The 18,323-nt window shown below is 60.4% G+C and carries 15 protein-coding genes; 7 read left to right on the top strand and 8 right to left on the bottom strand.

Features of this window, described 5'->3' with window-relative positions; genetic code table 11:
• Positions 1-13 precede the first annotated feature (13 nt).
• Positions 14-1,108, bottom strand: a complete 1,095-nt coding sequence (locus tag D1227_RS00620) for a glutathione S-transferase family protein (RefSeq protein WP_119375285.1) — start codon at positions 1,106-1,108, stop codon at positions 14-16.
• Between the two features lie 58 nt (positions 1,109-1,166).
• On the opposite strand from D1227_RS00620, the gene D1227_RS00615 reads away from it, so the two are divergent.
• The 3 genes from D1227_RS00615 (at position 1,167) to fghA (ending at position 2,731) form a co-directional block, all read left to right on the top strand.
• Positions 1,167-1,487 (top strand): hypothetical protein, encoded by a 321-nt coding sequence (locus D1227_RS00615; protein ID WP_119375284.1) that lies wholly within the window; start codon positions 1,167-1,169, stop codon positions 1,485-1,487.
• Complete coding sequence (locus tag D1227_RS00610; protein ID WP_119375283.1) at positions 1,484-1,807, top strand: hypothetical protein; 324 nt, start codon at positions 1,484-1,486, stop codon at positions 1,805-1,807. Before D1227_RS00615 ends, D1227_RS00610 begins: the two co-directional genes overlap by 4 nt.
• A gap of 90 nt (positions 1,808-1,897) precedes the next feature.
• Positions 1,898-2,731, top strand: coding sequence for an S-formylglutathione hydrolase (gene fghA / locus D1227_RS00605; RefSeq protein ID WP_119375282.1), 834 nt, complete (start codon positions 1,898-1,900; stop codon positions 2,729-2,731).
• A gap of 156 nt (positions 2,732-2,887) precedes the next feature.
• On the opposite strand, the gene D1227_RS19745 is transcribed toward fghA, so the two are convergent.
• A complete protein-coding gene (locus D1227_RS19745; RefSeq protein WP_147372680.1) occupies positions 2,888-3,277 on the bottom strand; it encodes a hypothetical protein in 390 nt (129 codons plus the stop codon).
• A gap of 113 nt (positions 3,278-3,390) precedes the next feature.
• Between D1227_RS19745 and D1227_RS00600 the strand changes: the two genes are divergently transcribed.
• Positions 3,391-3,924: a hypothetical protein gene (locus tag D1227_RS00600; protein ID WP_119375281.1), complete on the top strand. Its 534-nt coding sequence runs from the start codon at positions 3,391-3,393 to the stop codon at positions 3,922-3,924.
• Between the two features lie 4,211 nt (positions 3,925-8,135).
• Positions 8,136-8,897, top strand: a complete 762-nt coding sequence (locus D1227_RS00595) for an RHS repeat-associated core domain-containing protein (protein ID WP_325048706.1) — start codon at positions 8,136-8,138, stop codon at positions 8,895-8,897.
• 356 nt (positions 8,898-9,253) lie between these two features.
• Here the strand turns inward: D1227_RS00595 and D1227_RS00590 are convergent, their stop codons facing one another.
• From D1227_RS00590 to ectA, 6 genes are all read right to left on the bottom strand, one after another.
• Positions 9,254-10,705: a sodium/proline symporter gene (locus D1227_RS00590; RefSeq protein WP_119377844.1), complete on the bottom strand. Its 1,452-nt coding sequence runs from the start codon at positions 10,703-10,705 to the stop codon at positions 9,254-9,256.
• A complete protein-coding gene (locus D1227_RS00585) occupies positions 10,702-12,045 on the bottom strand; it encodes an MFS transporter (RefSeq protein ID WP_233349519.1) in 1,344 nt (447 codons plus the stop codon). The genes D1227_RS00590 and D1227_RS00585 overlap by 4 nt, the downstream gene beginning before the upstream one ends.
• Positions 12,045-13,496, bottom strand: a complete 1,452-nt coding sequence (locus D1227_RS00580) for an aspartate kinase (protein WP_119403435.1) — start codon at positions 13,494-13,496, stop codon at positions 12,045-12,047. Before D1227_RS00580 ends, D1227_RS00585 begins: the two co-directional genes overlap by 1 nt.
• Positions 13,497-13,589: 93 nt before the next feature.
• Positions 13,590-13,991, bottom strand: coding sequence for an ectoine synthase (locus tag D1227_RS00575; RefSeq protein ID WP_119377842.1), 402 nt, complete (start codon positions 13,989-13,991; stop codon positions 13,590-13,592).
• 6 nt (positions 13,992-13,997) lie between these two features.
• Positions 13,998-15,296 carry a diaminobutyrate--2-oxoglutarate transaminase gene (gene ectB, locus D1227_RS00570; protein ID WP_199288295.1) on the bottom strand — a complete coding sequence of 433 codons (1,299 nt, stop codon included), beginning with the start codon at positions 15,294-15,296 and terminating at the stop codon, positions 13,998-14,000.
• 53 nt (positions 15,297-15,349) lie between these two features.
• A complete protein-coding gene (gene ectA, locus D1227_RS00565; RefSeq protein WP_233349521.1) occupies positions 15,350-15,910 on the bottom strand; it encodes a diaminobutyrate acetyltransferase in 561 nt (186 codons plus the stop codon).
• Between the two features lie 191 nt (positions 15,911-16,101).
• Here ectA and D1227_RS00560 point away from each other — a divergent pair, with 191 nt between their 5' ends.
• Together D1227_RS00560 and D1227_RS00555 are read left to right on the top strand one after the other, a co-directional pair.
• Positions 16,102-16,671 (top strand): MarR family winged helix-turn-helix transcriptional regulator, encoded by a 570-nt coding sequence (locus D1227_RS00560; protein WP_119403434.1) that lies wholly within the window; start codon positions 16,102-16,104, stop codon positions 16,669-16,671.
• An 86-nt stretch (positions 16,672-16,757) separates the two neighbouring features.
• The gene (locus tag D1227_RS00555) at positions 16,758-18,281 is read left to right on the top strand and encodes a L,D-transpeptidase family protein (protein WP_119403433.1); all 1,524 of its coding nucleotides are present in this window, start codon (positions 16,758-16,760) and stop codon (positions 18,279-18,281) included.
• The last annotated feature ends 42 nt before the right edge of the window (positions 18,282-18,323 follow it).

Genomic DNA, 18,323 nt, shown 5'->3' with positions numbered 1-18,323 from the left:
AGCAGCGCTCCGGCTAGGCCAGCACCACCTGGCAGTTTTCCCGCTTGAGGCGGGCCGGCAGGCGGAAAGCCTTCAGCGCTTCGCCGCCCGTTTCATCCAGTAGCGCATGGGCGCGGGCTTTCGCGCCTGCGTCCATTCCACCCAGCACATCGAGCGCAGCCTGCAGCCGCCAGAGCGGAAAGCTGCGCGCGACCGCAGGGCCCTTGTGGCCTTCGATCTCGATGGTGATCTCGCCAAGGCCTCTCGGTACCCGTGCGCCCGGCTCGGCCCCTGCCGCCCAGCCTGCGAATAGCTTTTCGGTTTGGAAGACCGCCGGCAGCGCCTCGCGCATCAGGCGCGACAGGATAGGCTTCAGCGTTTCCGGTATGACGTCATCGGCCAGCAGGTCGCCACCCCCGCCCGTTCCGCCAGCCTGCATCCGCTCGACCCAGTCAGCCACCTTCGGCGCGAGGCGCTTCATCAGCTTCCCGGACTCCGGATCGCGGTAGAGGTGGGCATAAAGCGGACCGTAGAAGGCGAAGTCCGCCAGTGAGGGCCGCCCGCCCAGCAGGAACGGGTGGGCTTCGAAATGCCGGGACAGGTCCGCAAGAAAAGCCTCATAGCTCTTTTCGATGCCCGGAATGGTCGCCTCGCTGACGCCAAGCACCGGCAGGGCGCCCTTGAACCGCGCGCCATTCTTCTTGCCGAGGTCGTATTGCTCTTCAGGCGAAAGCTGCGGGGCCGACAGCGCGCCAAACTCGCCATAGGCCCAGTCCTCATTATAGGTCCAGCGATAGTGCATGGCCGGAATGACGAGCCACTCATCGCCGTAGAAATGCAAAAGCTCGCTGACGAAGCGCTGCAGCGGCGCCTCCGGCCAGGCCGGCGGGTCGTTCGGTTCGCGGCGCTCGACCTCGGCCATGATGTCGGCGGTGTCCTGGACCACTGTCCCGTCCGGCATCTTCATGACCGGGATGACCGGCCAGCCGACATTCGGCAGGATGATGTCGCGATACACCGCCTGGGTCGCAACCTCTTCCCGGTAGTCGATGCCGCGCCAGTCGAGATAGGCGCGTGCCTTGCCGGTGAAATAGCTCACCTCTGCGCCGTAAAGTGTATAACCCGTCATCCGCTTTGACTCTCCCTGACTCGTTCTTATGTCTGACCCCCAGCACGAAAGGGATTTCATGGCCGACTTCAAGCATTTTTCAGTCGTCGCGGGCGGAGATACGGTAGAAGGCCACCAGGTGCCTGATGGCGTGGTGGGCCCGTCGGTGATGTCGGCCAAGATCTGGGCGGATTCGGTCGAACAGGCTGTCGATGTCTATTGCGAGGTCGGCAATCATCTCGGTTTCCGTATCGAGCAGAATGTCGAGGTGCATCGTACGCCCGCCAAGCAGGCCAAGCGCGAGCAGCCCTTTGCCTATGAGGTCCGCGTGATCCCCTGCGCCGAGCACAATCGTGCGGAGTCGGTGCAGGTGGAAGTGGAAAACGTGCGCAACGAATGAGCTGGACAGACCCGAAGTCGATCCGTCACCGCCTGCCGCCCGGCTGGTCGGTGACCGGCTTCTGGGACGGCTCGAAGCTGGAAGGCCAGCTTGCCCGCGAGTGCGGCAAGGGTCACGCCCTCCACAAGCTGAATGTCCGCGCGCTCGCCCGCGATGGCGCCTCTGACGACGTGTTGTTCGAAGCGAAGGATGGACGCGCTTTTCTCGTGCACCTCACCTGGTCGCGCGCAACCGATGACGGCTACCCCGCGTTCAGTGAATACGAGACGCTGGGCGAGGCCCTGTCCGGCCTGAATACAGGCGACGAGTTCGGCCTGTAAGACCCGCGCGTTTCTGGCAGGCGTTGCGGACTACCCTATGTCCTGTGCTAGACCGGGCGAGTTGTCCCGACACAAAAGAGAGGTATCGAATTGGAAACCGTATCCGAGTGGACCTGTTTCGGCGGGGATCTGAGTGTTCATGATCATGATAGCGAGACGCTGGACTGTTCCATGCGCTTCGCGGTCTTCGAGCCGCCTCAGACCTCCGAAGAACCCGTGCCGGTGCTCTGGTACCTCTCGGGCCTCACCTGCACCTGGGCGAACGTCATGGAAAAGGGCGGACTGCAGCGCAAGGCGTCGGAGCTCGGCGTGATGATCGTTGCCCCCGACACCAGCCCGCGCGGCGACAAGGTGCCTGACGATGAGGCTTATGATTTCGGCCAGGGCGCGGGCTTCTACCTCACGGCCACCGAGAAGCCCTGGGAAAAGCACTTCAGGATGGACCAGTACATCATGGAGGAGCTGCCCTCAATCATCCGCTCCAACTTCGCCGCTGACATGCGCCGCCAATCGATTTTCGGGCACTCCATGGGGGGCCACGGCGCGCTCACGCTGGCGCTCAAGAACCCCGGCCATTTCCGCAGCGTGTCGGCCTTCTCGCCGATCGTTGCGCCGACGCAGGTCCCGTGGGGCCAGAAGGCATTCAAGGGCTATCTCGGCGACGATGAGGCCGCCTGGAAGGCGTATGACGCGTGCGAACTGGTCCGGAAGCAGCAGCTCGACACGACGATCCTGATCGACCAGGGCGAGGACGACCAGTTCCTGGACGAGCAGCTCAAGCCGCGCCTGTTCGAGGAAGCGTGTCGGGAGGTCGGCCAGCCGCTCGCCATCCGCATGCGGCCCGGCTATGACCATTCCTACTATTTCATCTCCACCTTCATGGACGACCACATCATGCACCACGCCAAGGCGCTGTACGGGTAAGCCATCCCCCACCCCGACCCTCCCCAGAGGGGAGGGGAGAGGCAGGTGGAAACCATGGTGCGATGATACCCCCTCCCCGCTTGCGGGGGGGGTATAGTGATGTCTAGATAAAAATAGGAAGAGATTTGCGTTTCGGATCCAGAGATCGCTCGTAGGTTAGGCCGAGCGCAGTAAGTTATCCACCCAAAGGATGTGTCGATATCCCGATAGGATACGACGAGCGAATGCTGACAATTCCGCCTTCTCGCTAACGCACGCTGCTAAGTAGCGGACATGTTCTGAGAAGGCGGCATCAATGGCGATGTCACCTGCTTCTGTACGAGGAAACAGAAGGTCAGCGGCTCTAATCTTGCGAGTAATAGCAATTGCGAGAACCTTTCGCCTGTCCACGAGGTCTGAATGATCAAGATGGTAAAGATCGATAGAGATTTTTGCTCGCGTGAATTTCGCTTCGTGAGTGTCTTTGGAATAGGCAGGACGGGGTAATCCTGATTCGTCAAAATCGAGCAGCCCCGGTTCGGCGGGATTGCAAGGGTCAATTAGCACTGGGCTCTCGTGCGCCTCATCAGCGCAACACGCGGCTCTTCGACTTTCATCGCTGGCAGTACGATTTCTGGTTCTTCATTCTGAAGGCAGCGCTCAACGGAACGCCCGATCAAGTGCCGCTCGATTTTCATCCGGCGCTCACCAATCCGGCGCTAATGCGTTGGAATGCCAGCAGCCCGGAAATGCTGCGCTACATGAAGCACTTCAATGCGGGCAAACCGTATTCGGAACAGGTGAAGCCGTTCGGGTTCATGGTCGCGCCGACTGCCCTCACCGAAGCCTGGCTGGATATGCCGGTTAAAGAGGTTGATCCGTCGAAGCGTGGGCGACCGAAAAAGCAAGATCGACCCAAACCAATCGCGTCTTATGAGCAGGATGCTGCCAAACTGGCTGAGCTTGTTTTCGATCGTGGGACGGGTGAGCCGGTTCCGATCAGTGCATTAAATAGGTCTGCCGATGCGCTTGCGTTTTATCAACTCAGCCCGGAAGACAAGTTCGAGAATGGCAGGCCAATCCATACCGGGCGAACTGTCAGGCGAGTTGTGAAAGTCGTCGGGTTCCGTCTTATTGGAAAGGAGGCGAACAAGATCGGAGACTTCGGGGAAGTCGATCCGACTACAGAGCCGTTGTTCATCTCAGAGACTTAGTCAGACTGTCGGCGCTTCAGCGGTTCAACTTATTCGTGAATTGCGTCACAATAATTTCTTGCACCCCCAATCAACGGCAAATCCTTGTTCTGTATTGAATAATGTAGAATTTCACCTTGGAAAGAAGAATTCATTACGGACTTGTAATTTGATCCGAAATACCCGCACGAGCTGTTATTCGCCCCAGGGTTGAGGGAGAGGGTGATGGCTCGTTTGGTTGCAATAGCGCTTTTGTCGGCGGCTTTTCTTGGTTTCATTGCTGCGCCGGTTCAAGCTCAGGGCGGTTCGGCCTTAGGTGTCAAGCATCATTTCGATTGGTCAAAAAAACTGCAGGCTCAATCAGAGTTGGAAGCGCTTGATCACACTTTGCTTGGTGACCAAATTGATTTGCAGTCCGGCGCGCTGACATTTCAACAAGTTGACGTCTCGCTGCCGGGCAACTCCGGACTCGAAGTTTCCGTCCACAGAACGAGAGCGCATGGACGGGAATCTATATTTGGCGGGTTCAAGGATTGGACGCTGGATGTTCCTGTCATCCGGACGAACATCCCATCGAGCCAGTGGAGTGCGACGAATGGGAGATGGGGCAAGCAGCGGTGCAGCTTGCCGCTCGTTTCCTCAATACCCTACCAGCATCGTGTTGCGCAGCAGGACGGTTTTACAGAGTCACGAACGTACAATCACGGCGTGATTATGGATATTCCGGGACGCGGCGTGCAACAGATCCTGGACAATCCGGATGGTGCATCCTGGCCGTCAACGGCGAAAAAGGTCACGGCAGAGGGTTGGTACCTTACCTGCATCTCCAATGTTGATGGGGCTGGCACAGAAGGCTTCTATGCTTTTGCGCCGAACGGTGACCGATACAAATTCGACAAGGTTGCAAGTCGCCGGTACGTTTCCAAAATTGAAACCTGGTTTGCCTGGATGGACTTCGGCAACCGATTTTACACTTACTTCTCCGACTATATGAGTTACGACATGCTGGCCGCGACTGAAGTGGTCGATGTGCATGGCAACTGGGTCAAGTATACTTACGACAATGATGGTCGGCTGACCAAGATCGACTCGAATGATGGCCGACGGATCGACCTCCTTTATTCCGGTACAGAGGGATGGGTGAGCCATGTCGTTGCTAACCCTGGAACCGCTGATGCGAGGACGTGGACCTACCAGTACGGTGTAAAATCTGTACTGGAGCGCAATACCGAGTCCGCCAACCCGTCACCCACAAATAAGTACTACAACTACTCAATGTTGACCGCCGTCACATTACCGGATGGCCGCAGCTGGACCTACGATCTTGGGGGCATGAACGCTGAATCGGTGCCCGGAACCAATCTCTGCAAACAACTCGCGCAGACTGTTTCAGTTGCGCACCCGAACGGGGTGACGGGAACTTTTTCACTGGAGGAGCAAACGTTGGAGCTCGGCGAACAGTCGCCGAACGCCGGTGCGTCTTGCCCCCACACGGAATCGGGTGCCCATCCTTCATCCCGGTATACCGATCAAATGGTTGTGGTGGAGAAAACGCTTTCAGGCGCAAATATCCCCACGGCAACCTGGCAATATGCCTACATACCAAAATGGTCATCTGCTCTTGAAAACTGGACGGAAGTCATTCGCCCGGATGGAGCAAGAATTCGTTCCGTTTTTAAGTCGCCGCACGCCGGTTATCTTTCAGGTGGTGTGCCCGTCGTTCTTGGTGGGGTGCTTCTCAGGGAAGAGATTTTCGCTACCGCGTCATCTGCGACACCGATTCAGAAGCAGATCTACAGCTATGATTATGAAAGCCCTGTCGGTAGCAGCTATGCCGTCAGTGTTGCCGACAAGGCAAGCGCACCGACAAGGCGGGCCACTGTCCGAACCGAGCGAGGAAGCGACTGGTATGAGACAGACTGGACATATGCTCTGAACCGGAACGCTTCAGGTTATAGCTACGGATTCCCAACGCAGATTGTGCAGACGTCCAGTGATGTCGCGCTAAGCCGAACTGAATTGATCGAGTACGAGCATAATACCACGAAATGGCTGTTGGGACTGCCAAAGAAATTTACACGCAATGGCAAGGAGTTCGAAGCGAACACCTTCAACAGTGTCAACGGCAATCTCATGACCTCCCGCAAGTTCGGTGAGACGACCGGGCTGACATTCACTTACAATGGAGACGGAACTGTCAGCAGCGTTACGGACGCACTTGGGAGAGTCAGACAGTTTAGCCTCCATAAGCGTGGGATTCCACAACTTATCAAAGAGGCAGTTGGCACGCCCGATGAAATTACAATCTCGGCGACCGTGGATAATAACGGCTGGATCAAGAGCTTCACCAATCCGCGTGGCATCACATTCAGCTACACCTATAACAGCGTGGGCTGGCTCACTTCCATCAACCGTCCAGGAGCCTGGGCAGATACATCAATCTCCTATTCGGGTCTTGGCAGCGGCATCGTGCAGACGCAGACCCGCGGCAGTCTACGCACCATTACAACGTACGACGAGTTCTATCGACCTATACTGGTGCGTCAGCAAGCGTTATCGGGCGGCGGTGGGTCAATCTACGCCAAGACGAGTTATAATGCGCTCGGTCAAACAGTGTTTGAGGCATGGCCGTCAACCTCGTCCAACCCTGCCGATGGCGTCAGCACCTCTTACGACGCGCTCGGCCGGGTCACGCAGACTCAGGAAACGGTGTATCCGAGTGCGACGACAAGTTACGAATACCTCACCGGCAACAAGATCCGGGTGACTGATCCCGCGAACGCCCAGACGACAACCACCTACCGGGCCTTTGGCGCGCCAGCAACCGATGAAGTGATGTCTGTCGTCGATCCGATGGGCGCCACGACAAGCTTTCAACGCGACATCTATGGCAACGTCACGCAGATGGACCAGTCGGGCACGCAGAACGGCTACACCGCCAGCGTTACCCGAAACTTCTGGTATGACGACCGCCTGCGCCTGTGTCAGCACTATGCGCCGGAATTCGGCTATGAGCGGTTCGCCTACGATCAGGTTGACCAGCTCGTACAGGCCTCCCGCGCCGAAGCGGCTGGCGGCGGCGCGGCATGTCCGTCGGTGACCTGGTCGCTGCGAACCTCCTACACCTATGACAATCTTGGCCGGCAGACCTTTATCGATTTCCCCGGCTCAACGCCGGACATCGCCAGGGCCTACGACGCCAATGGTAACGTCACCGATGTCGACCGCGGCGGGATCAGCTGGGACTATGCCTATAACGAACTGGACCTGCTGAACGTCGAGACGCTGTCGATTGACGGTCGCACCTACTCGCTCACCCATGGCTATGAGCCCTCCGGTAATGTGGCCAACCGGATTCTGCCCGACGGCATGGTCATCGATTTCGACGTGGACGGTCACGGGCGGCCGACAACGGTTCGCACCCAGAGCTGGCGCTATGTCGATGCGATCACCTATCACCCCAACGGGCTGCCCGCATCGGCGGTCTACAAGAACGGTTACAGCTTCAGCCAGACGCTGGATGCCCGCCAGCTACCCTATGACATCGACGTTTATGGCGGCTCGGCCGGCAATGTGCTGGATCTGCGCTACGGCTATGATGCGCGCCGCAAGGTGACCAGCATCACCGACTATGCGGTGGCCGGCCAGAATCGCAGCTTCGGTTATGACCCTGCCGGCCGGCTTGAAACGGCGGCCGGCCCCTGGGGCACGGGCAGTTTCAAGTATGACGCGCTCAATAATATCCGGCAAAAGCAGCTCGGCTCACGCACCGTGTCCATCGGCTATGACACAGCCACCAACCGTGTCAGCCAGGTGACAGACAGCGCGGGCGGGGGCGCGCAGGCCTGGGCCTATGATGCGCGCGGCAATATCACCGGTAACGGCGCCGACACGCTGACCCATGACACAGCGAACCAGCCCGTCTCGGTCACCGCGCCGGGCCTCAGCGAAGCGCACACCTATGACGGCAATCTCAAGCGGGTGAAGACTGTCCGCAACGGCCAGACGACCTACTGGGTCTATTCCGCGCTGACGGGCGGTCTGGCCCATCAGGATGACGTGACCGCCAACAAGCAGACCGATTATCTCTCGGGCGGGGGCGTCACGGTGCGCCGCCAGGGCAATGCCTACTATTTCGACCATCTCGATGCCCAGGGCTCGGCCATGGTGCAGACGGCCTTCCACACCGGCAATGCGGCCCTGCCGGGCCTTTTCCGCCTGGATTTGATCCACTGGATCAAATCCTTGCTGCGCAACCGGCTACAAAAGGGCGAGAGCTCTACACCCCCTTTGGCGAGAAGACGGTCGACGCCCCCGCCAATCGCGACGATGTTGGCTATACCGGCCACGTCCAGGACGACCTGTCGGGCCTGACCTACATGCAGGCCCGCTATTACGACCCTGTGTCGGGCCGCTTCCTCTCAACCGACCCGATGGGGTATCAGGACCAGTTCAACCTGTATGCTTATGTCGGGAATGATCCGGTTAATGCCACTGATCCGACGGGGGAGCAAATGCTCACGAACGACGGCAGGATTAGACTCACTTATTCCATCGGTGGCTCTGGGACATTTGCAACACCGAATGGTGGTGCCTCAGGCGGCGTTGATGTGGCATTCCAGGTAACATTTAGTCTCACAAATCCAATGGCTCCAATAATACTGGAAAAGGTCGCCATACAGTCATCTCACGGAGCATCAGATACCGCTTCCGGTGGTGCTATAGGCGCATCGGCTGACATCGACGCTGCAGAGGTTGGATTATCTCTCGGCGGCATCAGTGATCGCGAGGGTGGCACATTAACGACCGAAGCAGATTATGGACCGTTGGGAGGAGAAGTTTTTACTTCTGCAGAAAAGCCTTCTGTTGATGGAAGCGGTTTCAAAGTAAGTATTTTTGGTCCCGGAGTCGGCGCCGCTGCATCAGTAACTGAAACCAACACTTTGATAGAAACACCCGACATGTCGTCGATTTTTGAATCCGAAGAACGATAGGGCAAACGAGCAAATGGCATGAACTTTCTAAAGCCTCCAAGATTCGTGAAATCGCTGCTAATTCTTATCATCTTACTTGGGATTAGTGTTGTAATAATGGCGTTTATTGTATTCATTATCGGCGTTGAAAATTTGGATTTCTAATCAGTCCGAATGTTTGTGATCGGGCCACACTTCGACTCACTGCCGATAAGATCACGCTCATCGGCAATGCCAGTGTCGGTTCTTATTCTAAATGACCCAGCCCCGTGATCCGGGCCGTTCATTTCGAGAGCCTGGTCGCCTTTGCTCCGAAATAATTTCTGCCTGACATCACTGTACCCCCTCCCCGCTCGCGGGGAGGGTTGGGGTGGGGCCTATTCCGCCGGTGTCTCGACGGGGCTCGCCTTGATCTCTTCATGCGTGGCCGGCCGCGACAGGAACCAGCCGATCACGAACGGTATGGCCATACCCGGCAGGCCTTCATAGATGCCGCCATGCCAGCCGAGGCCATAGCGCCAGAACAGGGCAATGGCGATGCCGAGGACCATCAGGAAGATGGCCGCCGGCTCGCTGGTCTTGCGGTCCAGGGCGTAGAGCACGAGCAGGGGCGCAAAGGCCGCCGCCAGGGTCGACCAGGCCAGGATGACGAGGCTGAAGACGCTCTGGCTGCCCGACAGGGCGAGGATGAGCGCGACCAGCGTTGTCCCGGCCGTCGCCGCCTTCAGCAGCAGTGGATGCTCCATGCGTGAGGGGGTCAGGTCGTGCGTGATCGCTGCCGAACAGGACAGAACGACAGAGTCAGCGGTCGACATGGTGGCCGCGAAAATCCCTGCGAGGATCAGGCCGACAAAGATGTCCGGCAGGAGCTGCAGCGCCATGCGCGGCAGGGCAAGTTCGGTATCGCCAGATGCCAGCTCAGGCAGGTAGAGCCGCGACAGCAGGCCAAGCCCGGCCGCCAGGATGTAGAAGAGGATGAAGAAGCCATAGTACCAGGCGCGGGTGCGCTGCATGTTCTTCTCATCGTCCAGCGCCATGAAGCGGACCATGATGTGCGGCTGGCCGACGACGGAAAAGCCGGCGGCGAGCCACCCCAGGATGAAGAAGCCAATCGCCATGGCGCCTGTCCCGACCAGCTCGCCGCTTTCCGGCCAGAGGTTCATGTAGCGCCCGTCATCCAGCGGCATCATCGAGGCAAAAGCCGGGCCGAGGCCGCCTTCATGGTAGAAGGCCACGACGCAAAGGATGCTGAGCGCGACCAGCATGGACAGGGACTGGACAGCGTCGGTCCAGATCGAGGCGCGGATGCCGCCGGCAATGGAATAGGCGACGATCATGCCCGCTACCGCCACCGCGCCGATGCGCGGATCGAGGTTCAGCACGCCTTCCAGCGCCTTGCCGCCAGCCGAAATCTGCGCGGCGGCATAGGCGCCAAGGAATACCACCATCACAATGGCGGCAATCCGGCGCCAATAGGCGAACTCCTCGCCATGCCAGCGCGACATGACGGATGCAAATGAGGCTTCCCCGGTCTCACCCGTGGCGTGACGAAGTTTCCGGTGAACAAAGAGCGAGCCGAGATAGTCACCAATGATCCAGCCAAACATCAGCCAGACAGCCGACAGGCCCGTCGCATAGGTGTAGCCGATCACACCGATGAACAGGTAACCGGAATTGTTCGTGGCGACGGCGGAAAGCCCGGTGAGCCATGGCGAAACGGTCTGGCCGGCAATGTAGTAGTCCTTGCGTTCGCCGGTCGCGACCCGCGCCGAGGCGAGGCCGACAACCAGGAAGATGGCGAGGATTACCAGGAAGCTTGCAATGATCATTCGTCAGTCTCTGTTGAGGCCATCCAGGCGAGGAAAAGGTCGAACTGCTCGTTCGTCTCATGCTCGCCCCGGGGGTCGAGCTCCGACAGCGCAAGGCTGGTCGTCTGGGTGGCGTTGAACGGCGCCTTCTCCTCGTCGGGAACGGGCGCCTTGTTGACGGTACGGGTAAACATGGTCGCGGCCAGTAGCGCAAGGCTGGCGCTTGCAAAGGCGAACAGGCCGGGTGCGCCGAGCGGTGTCGACATGACGAAGCCTGCAATGAGCGGTCCGGCAACCGAACCGATGCCCCAGATCACGAGGATGCCCGCCATCATGGAGGTCGCCTGGTCGGGCCTTGCCCGGTCGGCCGCATGCGCGACCGCGACGGCATAATAGGACAGGGCGCCGATGCCGAAGACGAAGGCGAGGACCAGGATCAGCGCCGGTGAGGCGACCGTGCTGAACAGCGCAAGCCCGAGGCCGGCCGCAGATGCGATGACGCCGGTCCCGGCAATCACCGTGCGCCGGTCGAGCCGGTCGGAGATCATGCCCGCTGGCCACAGGCCGATCATGGCGCCGGCCAGCAGCGCGGCATTGAAGTTCGCGGCAAACCCGGCCGCGCCGTCCGGCATGATGGACTGGGCATAGACCGGGTAGAGCTGGGCCACGGCATTGTTGACGGCCCCGGCACAGAGCGCCGCAAACGCAGCAGCCGGTGCGTATTTCAGGATCTTGCTCGGCCCGAAGGGCGTCCCCGTCGAGATTTCGGGCTGCGCTTTCCGCGTCGCTGTGATCGGCATGATGGTCAGCGCGAACAGGGCGGCCACCATCATGAAGCCGGCCAGGCCATTGGCCCCGGCGACGATGGCGAACGGTCCGGCAATCGCGCCGAGCTTTGCCACCACATGGTAGAAGCCGAGAATGGCGCCGCGCCGGTTGGACGGGGCACTGTCGGTGATCCAGCTGTCGCCCGCCGTCAGCAGGGCCGCCGTGCTTGCGCCGATGACCGTCTGGACCAGCGCCCAGCCAATAATGCTGACGCCCAGTGTGAAACTGAGCGTCGCAATGATCGCCAGCGCGGCGAAGAAGGAAAAGGAACGGATGTGCCCTATCCGTGTGATCTGCTTGGGCGAGGCGATGGCTCCCGTCAGGAAGCCGCCGGCGTAACAAGCCGCCACCAGACCAAGGGCAGCGTTTGAAGCACCGGCTGCCTGCAAACTCAGCGCGATCATCACGGATAGGGCTGCCGTTGCGCCCTGAAGCACGGTCAGGGCGCAGACAATGGCGAGAACGTTGCGGTATAGCCCGAGCGTTACCCGCCAGTCCGAAGTCGTTTCATGTGCTGGCGCCGAATAGGGCATCAGGCGGCAGCAGCGATATCCGCATCGGATTTGGCACCCGCGGCGTCGCCAGTCTCGACGAGCGCCTTGTGCAGCACCTTGACCGTCTGGTCATAGTCTTCCTCCGCGACAATGGTCTGGAGGTCGGTGTTGCGGGTCAGCTGGTGCAGGCCGAGCAGCTTGATGCCGCCTTCATGGATGGCCGTCGCGGCGCGGGCGGTCAGCCCGTCGACATCCAGATTGGCGCCGATCACGGAGACGATCGCCACCTTGCGCAGCGTGACCTCGGCATTCTCGAAGCAGGCTTCGAGGTCGGCCGCAGCCTTGTTGATCGCCTTGCGCGGTCCGCTGACATAGTGGGTGATCGTGTTGGCATTCGAGCACTTGGTCACGATCCACAGCTTGTGCCGCGTCAGCGCTTTCAGCGCCTCGGCGTCATAGCCCTTCACGCCGACCATGTCCTGTTCGAACAGTTCGAAGGCATAGAGGCTCTGAATACCGGTCACGATTTCCGCGCGCGGGGTCTCCGGCATGAAGTCATCGGTGATGATCGTGCCGGCATCGGCCGGGTCGAACGTGTTCTTGACGCGAAGCGGGATGCCCGCCTGGCGCAGGCCCTTCGCCGCTTTCGGGTGGACCGCTTCCATGCCCATGTTCGAGAGCTGGTCGGCCACGTCGTAATTGGTCTGGCCAATCTTGCGCACCTTGTCGTCGCCGACGAGTTTCGGGTCGGCGCTGGAAAGGTGGAATTCCTTGTGAATGATGGCTTCCTTCGCCTTGGTGAGGGCACCAATGCGCGAGAACGTCACCTCCGTGTAGCCACGGTCATACAGCTTCACCATGCCTTCAAGGCAGGATGCATAGCCGGTCACGATGGGCAGTTCCTTGGAGAAATCGATGCCGCGGAAGGAGTTTTCGATCCGCTCGTCCAGCGTCAGCTTCTCCTCGTCGCGCCAGCCCGTGAGGTCGACGAAGACCGAATTGATGTCCTTCTGGCGCAGGAGCAGCGACGTGTTGTGCGCCGAGTGGGCCTCACCGAGGGCCGCCAGCATTTCGCGGACCGTCATCAGGTGTTCGTCGAGGCGGAACTGGCCGTAGGAGCACAGGCGGTGCAGGTCGATCAGGCAGTTGCGCACGCCCTCGATCCGCTCGAGGACGAAATTGTCCGCCACCTTGCGGTCGGGATGGTCGCCGAAAATCTCCTGGTTCTTCTCGCGCATCGCCTGCGACAGCTCGGTGAGCGCTTCGCTCCACTGCCACTTGTTCTCGGCGCTGGCAAAGAGCGCATAGACGCCCGGCTTGCCGGACTTCTTGTGCTCCAGCAGCATGTTGGTCATGCCGGCATAGGCCGACACGACGACGATGCGGTTGTACATGTCCTTCGGCTTGCGGTCGCCGATCAGGACATTGTCCAGGATAACGGGGGTGTTGGCGATCGATGTGCCGCCGATCTTCTCAACAGTATGGGTCATGGGGTGAACCCTTCCTTGTGGTCTGGTTTGGACGGACGGGCGCCTGCCGGATTGTGCAAGTCCGGCAGGGCCATCCATTCTGGCCGGAGCTGTCTAGCTGGTGGCTTCGGCATCCTCAGGCGCGGCGTAGGAGCCGTCGGCCTGGTGGACTTCGGTACCGGTCACCGGCGGATTGAAGCAGCAGGCCATGTGCAGCTCTTCCTCTGCGCGCAGGATATGCTTGTCGTGCAGGTTCAGCGCGTACATCACGCCCGGCCGGATTTCATGCGTCTCGCCGGTGCCGAGGTCGGTGATCGACCCCTTGCCCTTCATGCAATAGACGCTCTCGAAATGGTTCTTGTAATGAAAGGTGTGCTCTGAGCCCGCTTCCAGCACCGTGATGTGGAAGCTGAAGCCCATCTTGTCGCCAGCCAGCAGCATCCGGTAGGACGTCCACTGCGCATCGGAGACGGCACGATCCGTGCCTTTCATGTCATTCAGGTCGCGAACAATCATTGTCGTTTACTCCGCTGCCATCTGGTTGCTGGACACGGCCTCGCGGGCGCTGTCGAGCAGGATGTCGAGACCTTTCTGGAACATCTCGACCGGCGTGGTGAGCGGGGCGAGCACCTTGACGACTTCATCGTCGGCGCCAGAGGTCTCGATGATGAGGCCTTTCTCGAAGGCGCGGCTGCAGATGTCGCTGGCGAGATCGCCGGTGCCGACGTCAACGCCCTGCATCATGCCGCGGCCCTTGAGTTTCGCGCCGGGGATGATGTCAGCGATCTTCTGCAGGCCCTCGGTCAGGATGACGGCCTTTTCGCGGACTTGCTTCTGGAACGTATCGTCCTTCCAGAACTTCTCCAGCGTGACCTTCGCGGTCACGAAGGCGTGGTTGTTGCCGCGGAAGGTGCCGTTGTGTTCGGCCGGCTTCCAGATGTCGTGCTCCTTCTTGAGCAGCACGCAGGCAAAGGGAAGGCCCATACCCGAAAGCGACTTGGCCTGGGTAATGATGTCCGGCTCGATACCGGCTTCCTCGAAGGCGAAATACTTGCCCGAGCGGCCGCAGCCCGACTGGATATCGTCGACGATCAGCAGCGCACCAAGCTTCTTGGCGAGGCGGGCAATGCCCTGCATCCATTCTTTCGAGGCGGCGTTGAGGCCGCCTTCGCCCTGGATGGGCTCGAAGATGAAGGCTGCGGGGGCATCGACGCCTGAAGACGGATTGTCGAGCATCATCTCGATCTGCTCCAGCGTATCGACATCGTCGCCGAAGGCGCCGTCATAAGGCAGGTGGGTCGTGCCGGTCAGGCCGACGCTGCCGGTTCCGGCGCCGCGGCGCTTGCCGGCATTACCGGTAAGCGACAGGGCGCCCATCGTCATGCCGTGGAAACCGTTGGTGAAGGCGACGACATTCGTGCGGCCGGTCACCTTGCGGGCCAGCTTCACGGCGGCTTCGACGGCATTCGTGCCCGTCGGGCCGGTCATCATGATCTTGTAATCGTCCATGCCGCGCGGCTCGAGGATGTACTGCTCGAACGCCTTCAGCCATTCGGCCTTGGCGTCGGTATACATGTCGAGACCATGGGCAACGCCGTCGCGCTCGATATGCTCGATCAGCGCGGCTTTCATGTCCGGGTCGTTATGGCCGTAGTTCAGTGTCGAACAGCCGGCGAGAAAATCGATATAGGTCTTGCCTTGGGCGTCGGTCATTTCCGAACCCGTGGCCTTTACGAAAAGCGTATCGAAGTTGCGGCAATAGCTGCGCACTTTCGACTCGCGCCTTTCAAAAATGTCTTCCTTGATGTCTGTGAACGGCATGCGTTCTACTCCTTGATGGTCTGGTTTTGTCAGGGGTGAGGCGGCCAGGTGTGCTAAAGTCTGGCCGGCAGCTCGAATGGCCCGATTGTCACGAGGATTTCGCTGTCGTGGCGCCCCTTGAAGTGGCGCTCCTTGTCGAAAAACTCGCTCTCGTTGAGTGGCGCGTCGAGCCAGCGCGCAATACTTCTGAAAAGACCCCAGGACGCTTCATTATCGGGTGTGATCGTCGTCTTGAGATACTTCACATTCCGGCACGCTTCGCGCGAGAAGATGTCGGCGACGAGGCGTTTGGGAATCTTCTTGCCGCGGGCCTTTTCGCCAACAGCAACCTGCCAGAGGAAGAACACGTCCGGTTCTCTCGGCGGGATATGTCCCGAAACCCAGCCAATGACCTCGCCATCTTCGCGCGCGAGCGCGCACGTATCGGCAAAGTGCGTCGTCTGGATCAGGTTCATGTAAAGAGAATTGGTGTCCAGAGGCGGACAGGCCGCAATCAGGTCATGCACCGCTGCGCCATCCTCACTGAGGGGCGGGCTGATGCGAAGACTGGAAGGGTCCTCTGCCTCCTTTTGAGGCATTTCCCGGCGTTTTTCAGCCGCTTGGGTCGATGCCATATTCTTTTCTCTCTCAATCAATATTTTGTTTGACGATCTATTTAATTAGAATCGGGACCGGTTCAAGCCATTCTCTGTGGATAGCGCACACGCGCACATCCGGTATATTGAAGAAACGCGTTGTCTCCCTAATTGTTCCGATAATGCTTAGATGAAAAAATATTTTATTGCACAAAGGAAATAGCCTAAAAATGGCCCAACTATCAGAGGGTTTCGAGGCCGTTCGCCTATCCTCAGTGAACGCCGACATGTGGAGTGAGCATATGCAGGATCAAACCGAAACGGCGCTGGTCGCGTTGCGCCGGATCCTGAAGGCCACGGCCAGCAATGTCCGCACAGTCGCCCACAAGACCGGGCTGACCGCATCGCAGCTGCTCGTCCTGCAGGTGCTGAAGACGCGCGGCGAAACGCTGACCGGAAACCTTGCCAAGGCTGTCGACCTGAAACAGGCGACCATTTCCATCCTGCTCGACAAGCTGCAGGAGCGCGGCCTGGTTGACCGCAAGCGCGGCGAGACCGACCGGCGCCGCGTCTGGGTGCGGATCACCGATGCCGGCAACAAGATGCTGGAAGATGCGCCGGACCTGCTGCAGGAAACCTTCCGGTCCCGCTTCCGCGACCTTGCCGAGTGGGAGCAGGCCAGCCTCGTGGCGGCGCTGCTTCGGGTTGTCTCGCTTCTGGATGCCGAGCAGATCGAGGCCTCGCCGCTGCTCGATGTCGGCCCGATCAACGACCTGCCCTCCAGCACCGGCCCTCGCTGACCGGCCCCCGCTAACCAGTACAGATTGCTCCTCCATCCGGCGCGCTCTATCCTGCCGCCACGCAGGACGAGGAGCATGAGCCGGCCATGACTATCCTAACCGTGCACCGGTTTTTTACGGGTGCCTTGCTGGCGACAATGCTTGCGCCCGCTGCCATGGCCGAGCCGGGCGGCGAGGTCATGCTGGCCCCCGTCGCCACCGAAGACTTCATTGAAGATGCCGAGACCGCGCAGGTCTGGAACGACGCGTCCTATGACGCGCTGATCGGCGCCCTGCAGGGGCTTGCCGATCATGGCCTAGAGCCGTCCCATTATCACCTTGCCGCGCTTGAGGCGTCGCGCAGCGACCTCGCAGAGCGCGACCGTCTCGCCACCGATGCGTGGATGTCGGCCGCCGCCCACATGCTTTATGGCAAGCTCGATCCCGTCTCGGTCGAGCCGGACTGGACGGCCGCGCGCCGCGAGGCCGATCTCGCCGCCGTGCTCGCCTATGCGCTGGAGAGCGGGACCGTCTCGACCAGCCTCGAGCAGCTGGCACCCATCCAGCCGGGCTATCGCCTTCTGAAGGCCGAGCTGGCCGCGCTGCGGCTGCAGGAGCGCGGGACGATCACCCGCGTCAGCGAAGGCCCGGCCCTGAAGCCGGGTATGAGCGGGCCGCGCATTGGCGAGCTGCAGGCCCGGCTCGTCGAACTCGGCCTGCTGGAAGCCGGCGCCGCCATGGCCGAGCAGATGGATGCGCCCACGGTTGAGGCACTCGAAACCTTCCAGACCGCTCAAGGGCTTGATGCGGACGGCGTGGCCGGCGCGGCCACGCTGCGTGCGCTCAACCATGGTGTTGCCGAGCGCATCGAACAGGTGCGCGTCAACATGGAACGCTGGCGCTGGCTGCCGGGCGATCTCGGCCAGAAGCATTTGCGGGCCAATATCGCCGCTTTCGAGGTCACGGCCTATGACCATGGCGAGCCCCAGCGCACGCACCTGACCATTGTCGGCAAGACCTACCGGCGCACACCTGTCTTCTCCGACCGGATCGAATACATCGTCTTCAATCCATGGTGGGAAACCCCGGCCAGTCTCGCCCGCGCTGACAAGCTGCCGCTTTTCCAGAAGGATCCGGGCGCCGTCGCGCGCCTCGGCTTCCAGGTGCTGGACCGTTCCGGCCACATTGTCGATCCGGCGACCATCGACTGGAAAACGGTCTCGGCCGCGAACTTCCCCTACAGGCTGCGCCAGGCCCCGGGGCCCCAGAATGCGCTCGGCCAGGTCAAGATCATGTTCCCCAATCCGCACAATGTGTACCTGCACGACACGCCGACGCGGGGCCTCTTTGCCGAGCGCCAGCGGGCGTTCTCGTCGGGCTGCCTGCGGACCCAGTACCCGATCGACCTGTCGGAATGGCTGCTCATGGACACGCCGGGCTGGGACCGCGCGGCCATCGACAAGGCGGTCGCCTCAGGCAAGGAAACGCGGGCGGACCTCGTTCAGCCCATACCCGTGCATATCCTTTACTTCACCGCTGTGAACGACGGCGCGGGCGGTATCCGTTACCTCGATGACTTCTACCAGCGCGACGATGCCGTGCTGAGCGGGCTCGACAAGCTGCCACAATAGGGCAGTTTTGGCCGCCCTGCGCCAGCGCAACAGAAAGTCTGC

It is taken from the genome of Henriciella mobilis, assembly GCF_003576315.1.
Classification (GTDB): Bacteria; Pseudomonadota; Alphaproteobacteria; order Caulobacterales; family Hyphomonadaceae; genus Henriciella; species Henriciella mobilis.
Note: the sequence above shows the minus strand (reverse complement) of the source record. Positions and strands in the feature narration are given on the sequence as shown.